The following is a 4,556-nucleotide window of genomic DNA, read 5'->3' as shown; positions in this document are numbered from 1 at the left end:
GTGGTCAAGGTGGTCGACAACGCCGAGGGCGAGGACGAGTTCAGCAAGCCCGCCGACGGCAAGCGCTTCGTCTCCGTCCAGTTCCGGATCCGCACAGGTCGCCGCCGGGCTGCCCGCCACCGCCACCGGCGTCCGCGTCTCCGGCGACCCGGAGCGGACGATCAGCCGGGTCGCCGTCTGCGGCGGCTCCGGCGACTCCTTCTTCGCCGAGGTCCGCGCCGCGGACGTCGACGCCTACGTCACAGCCGACCTGCGCCACCACCCCGCGTCCGAGGCGTCCGAGGCCGCCCCGACCGCCCTCGTCGACGCCGCCCACTGGGCCACCGAGTGGCCCTGGCTGAACCTCGCCGCCCGGTCCCTGACCGAAGCGGCCGGCAAGCACGGCTGGCAGCTGGAGACCAAGGTCTCCCACCTGGTCACCGACCCGTGGACGGGGCACGCCCCCATGCCGTACACCGCCTGACACCTGATCGATTCACACAGGAGCTTCCCGCTTGAACGCCGCGCCCGCCGACCAGATCCGCCTGCTCGACCTGCAGGCCATCGACTCCCGCCTGGACCAGCTGGCCCACCGGCGCCGCACCCTGCCCGAGCTCGCCGAGATCGAGAAGGCCGCCGCCGACCACACCGCCCTCAAGGACCTGGTCGTCGCCGCCCAGGCCCAGCTCTCCGACACCACCCGCGAGCAGACCAAGGCCGAGCAGGACGTCGAGCAGGTCCGCGCCCGCGCCGCCCGCAACCAGCAGCGGATGGACTCCGGCACCGTCACCTCCCCCAAGGACCTGGAGAACCTCCAGCACGAGATCGGCTCGCTCGCCAAGCGCCAGGCCGACCTGGAGGACGTCGTCCTGGAGGTCATGGAGCGTCTGGAGTCCGCCGAGAGCCGGGTCACCGAGCTGACGGCCCGTCTGCAGCACTCCGAGGTCGTCCTCAAGGAGGGCGAGGAGCGCCGCGACGCCGCCTGGGGCGAGATCGACGCCGAGGTCGAGAAGACCGCCCGCGACCGCGAGACCGTCGCCAAGGTGATCCCCGCCGACCTGCTCAAGCTCTACACCCGCCTGCGCGAGCAGCAGGGCGGCGTCGGCGCGGCCCGCCTCCAGCAGCGCCGCTGCGAGGGCTGCCGGGTCGAGTTCGCGATCACCGACCTCAACGCCATCAAGGCCGAGCCGGCCGACGCGGTCGTCCGCTGCGAGAACTGCGGCCGCATCCTGGTGCGCACCGCCGAGTCGGGCGTCTGAGCGGCGTGTCCCCCCGCAGGTTCATCGTCGAGGCCGACGGCGGCTCCCGGGGCAACCCGGGGCCGGCCGGCTACGGCGCCGTCGTCCGCGACGCCGACACCGGCGCGATCATCGCCGAGGCCGCGGAGTTCATCGGCCACGCCACCAACAACGTGGCCGAGTACCGCGGACTGATCGCCGGCCTGCGGGCCGCCCACGGCCTCGACCCGGACGCCTCCGTCGACGTCCGGATGGACTCCAAGCTCGTCGTCGAGCAGATGTCCGGCCGCTGGAAGATCAAGCACCCCGACATGCAGCCGCTGGCCGCCGAGGCCCGCACCGTCTTCCCGCGCGGCCGCGTCGCCTACACCTGGATCCCGCGCGAGCGGAACAAGGACGCCGACCGGCTCGCCAACGAGGCCATGGACGCCGGCCGGGCCGGCCGCCAGTGGGAGCCCCGGTCCGCCGCGGCCCCCGCCGTCCAGGCCGCCGAGGTCGAGGAGCCGCTGCCCGAACCCGCGGCACCCCGGGCCGGCTGGGCCGCCCCCGCCGACCTCGGCACCCCCACCACCTTCGTCCTGCTCCGGCACGGCGAGACCGCCCTCACCCCGCAGAAGCGCTTCTCCGGCAGCGGCGGCACCGACCCCGAACTCTCCGAGAAGGGCCGCTGGCAGGCCGAACGGGTCGCCGAGGCGCTCGCCGCCCGCGGCACCGTCCAGGCGGTCGTCAGCTCCCCGATGCGGCGCACCCGCGGGACGGCGGAGGCCGTCGCCCGGCGGCTCGGCCTGGAGGTCCGGATCGAGGACGGCCTGCGGGAGCTCGACTTCGGCGCCTGGGAGGGCCTCACCTTCGCCGAGGTCCAGCAGCAGTACCCCGACGACCTGAACGCCTGGCTCGCCTCCAGCAAGGCCAAGCCCACCGGCAGCAGCGAGAGCTTCGCCTCCCTCGCCCACCGGACGGGCGTCGCCCGCGACAAGATCATCGCCCGCCACCCCGGCCGGACGGTCCTCGTCGTCTCCCACGTGAGCCCCATCAAGACCCTCGTCCGCCTCGCCCTCGGCGCCCCGCCCGACGCGGTCTACCGCATGGAGCTCTCCGCGGCCTCCCTCTGCGCCGTCCAGTACTACGCCGACGGCAACGCCTCCCTGCGCCTCCTCAACGACACCAGCCACCTCCGCTAGAAGCGGTCCGGGGGCAGCACGGCAGGGGCGCTGGGGGCACCTCCCGGCCGAAGGCTGGGGGCGGAACTGCGCAATTCGGAGTCGGCGTACTTTGCAGGTTCGGCCGACCTCGGACTGCGCGGTTCCCCGCGCCCCTCAGTGGATCTCGGTGACGACGACGTCGAGCTGCCAGGGGCGGCGGGCGGTGCCGCGGGCGGAGACCTCGACGCGGTGGCCCAGCGCGGTGAGGGCGTCGACGAGTTCGCCGGGGGTGGCCGGGTCGGCCGCCGCGTTCAGCAGGTCCCGGACGAGGCGCCCCTTGGTGGCCTTGTTGAAGTGGCTGACCACGGACCGCTTGAGTTCGCCGCCGACCTCGCGCTCGTGCAGCACCCGCACGGTCGCCGTCCGCCCCGCGGCCTCCCCGGCCGGCTTCCAGGCCGCCGCGTACGCGGAACTCCGCAGGTCGAGCACCAGCCCCTCACCCGCCGCCTCCGGCAGGACCTCCGCGGTGGCGGCCCGCCAGTGGGCGCCGAGTGCGCCGAGCGGCGGCAGCTTCACCCCCATCGAGCAGCGGTACGGCGGGATCCGGTCGCCGATCCGCACGGCGCCCCAGAGTCCGGAGAAGACGAGCAGCGTGCGCTCGGCCCGCTCGTAGGCCTCCTGGTCGAGTTTGGCGAGCCCGAGGTTGTCGAAGAGCACGCCGGTGTACACCTCGCCGGCCGGCAGTGCCCCGGCGGTGGGCAGGTCGGCGTTGCGGGCGATCTCGCCCCGCAGCCCGGGGGAGAGCCCGAGGACCTCGGCGGCGGTGTCCTCGTCGCCGCGGCAGAGTCCGACGAGCGCGTCGAGGACGGCCCGCCGGGCCGCGGTCAGTCCGGGCAGCGACAGCGCCTCCAGGTCGACCGGAGCGCCCTGCGCCGACGCGGCCTTCCCCTCCGAGGGCGGCAACAGGACCAGCACGGCGGCACTCCTCAACACTTTGTGGCAGACGTCCCCGCCACTGTACTGGCGACCGGTCGCCCGCTCCGAAGCCGTCCGGCCTTCGTCCCCGCGGCCCGTCAACTCCCCGCCGCGCGGCCGCACCGCCTCTGACCACCGGACGGGACGCGCCCGACGGGCCCGCCGGTGCCGGCCCGCTTACGCTGCGGTCATGCCACGTCGACAACTGAGTGTCCGCACCGCCGACACCGCCCGGATCAACACCGAGCTCGCCGAGCTGCGCAGCCGGCTGGAGATCCGCACCGACTGGCCCGCCGAGGTGCTCGCCGAGGCGGACCGTGCGGCGGCCGTGCCCCGGCTGCCGGACGCGGATGCGACCGACCTGGAACTCTTCACCCTCGACCCGCCGGACTCCCTCGACCTCGACCAGGCCATGCACCTGGCCCGCCGCGACGGCGGCTACCGCGTGCACTACGCGATCGCCGACGTCGCCGCGTTCGTCGTCCCCGGCGGGGCGGTGGACACGGAGGCCCGCCGCCGGGTGCAGACCCTCTACTTCCCGGACGCCCGGGTGCCGCTGCACCCGCCCCGGATCTCCGAGGACGCGGCCAGCCTGCTGCCGGGCCGGCTGCGCCCCGCGGTGCTCTGGCAGATCGACCTGGACGCGGACGGCGCCGTGGTTCTCGCCGACGTCCGCCGCGCCCAGGTCCGCTCCCGCCGCAGGCTCGACTACGCCGGCGTCCAGGAGGCGCTCGACGCGGGCACGGCCGACGGGCAGCTCCGGCTGCTCGCCGAGATCGGACGGCTGCGCGAACAGCAGGAGGCCGCCCGCGGCGGGATCAGCCTGCCCGTCCCCGAGCAGGAGGTCGAACCGGCCGACGGCGGCTACCGGCTCGCCTACCGCACGCCGCGCCCGGCCGACGCCTGGAACGCGCAGATCTCGCTGCTCACCGGCATGGCCGCCGCCGACCTCATGCTGGACGCCGGCACCGGACTGCTCCGCACCCTGCCCGCCGCCCCCGAGGCCGCCTACGCCCGGCTGCGGCGGGTTGCCCGGGCACTCGGCGTGGACTGGCCGGAGTCCACCCCCTACCCCGAGCTGATCCGCTCGCTCGATCCCGCGGACACCCGCAACGCCGCCTTCCTGGAGGAGTGCACCGGCCTGCTGCGCGGCGCCGGCTACCACGCCTTCGACGCCGCCCGGGGCGTGCCGCCGCCCGCCGACCCGGGCCACGCGGCGCTC

At 75.2% G+C, this 4,556-nt stretch carries 5 protein-coding genes; 4 read left to right on the top strand and 1 reads right to left on the bottom strand.

From position 1 onward, the window contains the following. The 3 genes from ABZ641_RS26530 to ABZ641_RS26520 form a co-directional block, all read left to right on the top strand. The coding region (locus tag ABZ641_RS26530) for a Nif3-like dinuclear metal center hexameric protein (RefSeq protein WP_359985585.1) at window positions 1-463 on the top strand (463 nt) is incomplete at its 5' end. 31 nt (window positions 464-494) lie between these two features. Beyond that, window positions 495-1,238 (top strand): C4-type zinc ribbon domain-containing protein, encoded by a 744-nt coding sequence (locus ABZ641_RS26525; RefSeq protein ID WP_344627692.1) that lies wholly within the window; start codon window positions 495-497, stop codon window positions 1,236-1,238. Between the two features lie 5 nt (window positions 1,239-1,243). Further along, window positions 1,244-2,398, top strand: a complete 1,155-nt coding sequence (locus ABZ641_RS26520; protein ID WP_344627691.1) for a bifunctional RNase H/acid phosphatase — start codon at window positions 1,244-1,246, stop codon at window positions 2,396-2,398. Between the two features lie 135 nt (window positions 2,399-2,533). Here ABZ641_RS26520 and yaaA read toward each other — a convergent pair whose 3' ends face one another. After that, window positions 2,534-3,334 carry a peroxide stress protein YaaA gene (yaaA, locus tag ABZ641_RS26515; protein WP_359985582.1) on the bottom strand — a complete coding sequence of 267 codons (801 nt, stop codon included), beginning with the start codon at window positions 3,332-3,334 and terminating at the stop codon, window positions 2,534-2,536. Window positions 3,335-3,524: 190 nt separating this feature from the next. Here yaaA and ABZ641_RS26510 point away from each other — a divergent pair. Next, window positions 3,525-4,556 (top strand): RNB domain-containing ribonuclease (locus tag ABZ641_RS26510; RefSeq protein ID WP_359985579.1); only part of this gene is annotated, 1,032 nt, incomplete at its 3' end.

Origin of the sequence: Kitasatospora sp. NPDC007106 (assembly GCF_040634455.1) — a bacterium.
GTDB classification, from domain to species: domain Bacteria; phylum Actinomycetota; class Actinomycetes; order Streptomycetales; family Streptomycetaceae; genus Kitasatospora; species Kitasatospora arboriphila.
The sequence above is the reverse complement of the archived record's forward strand: the minus strand, read 5'-3'. Positions and strand labels throughout refer to the sequence as shown.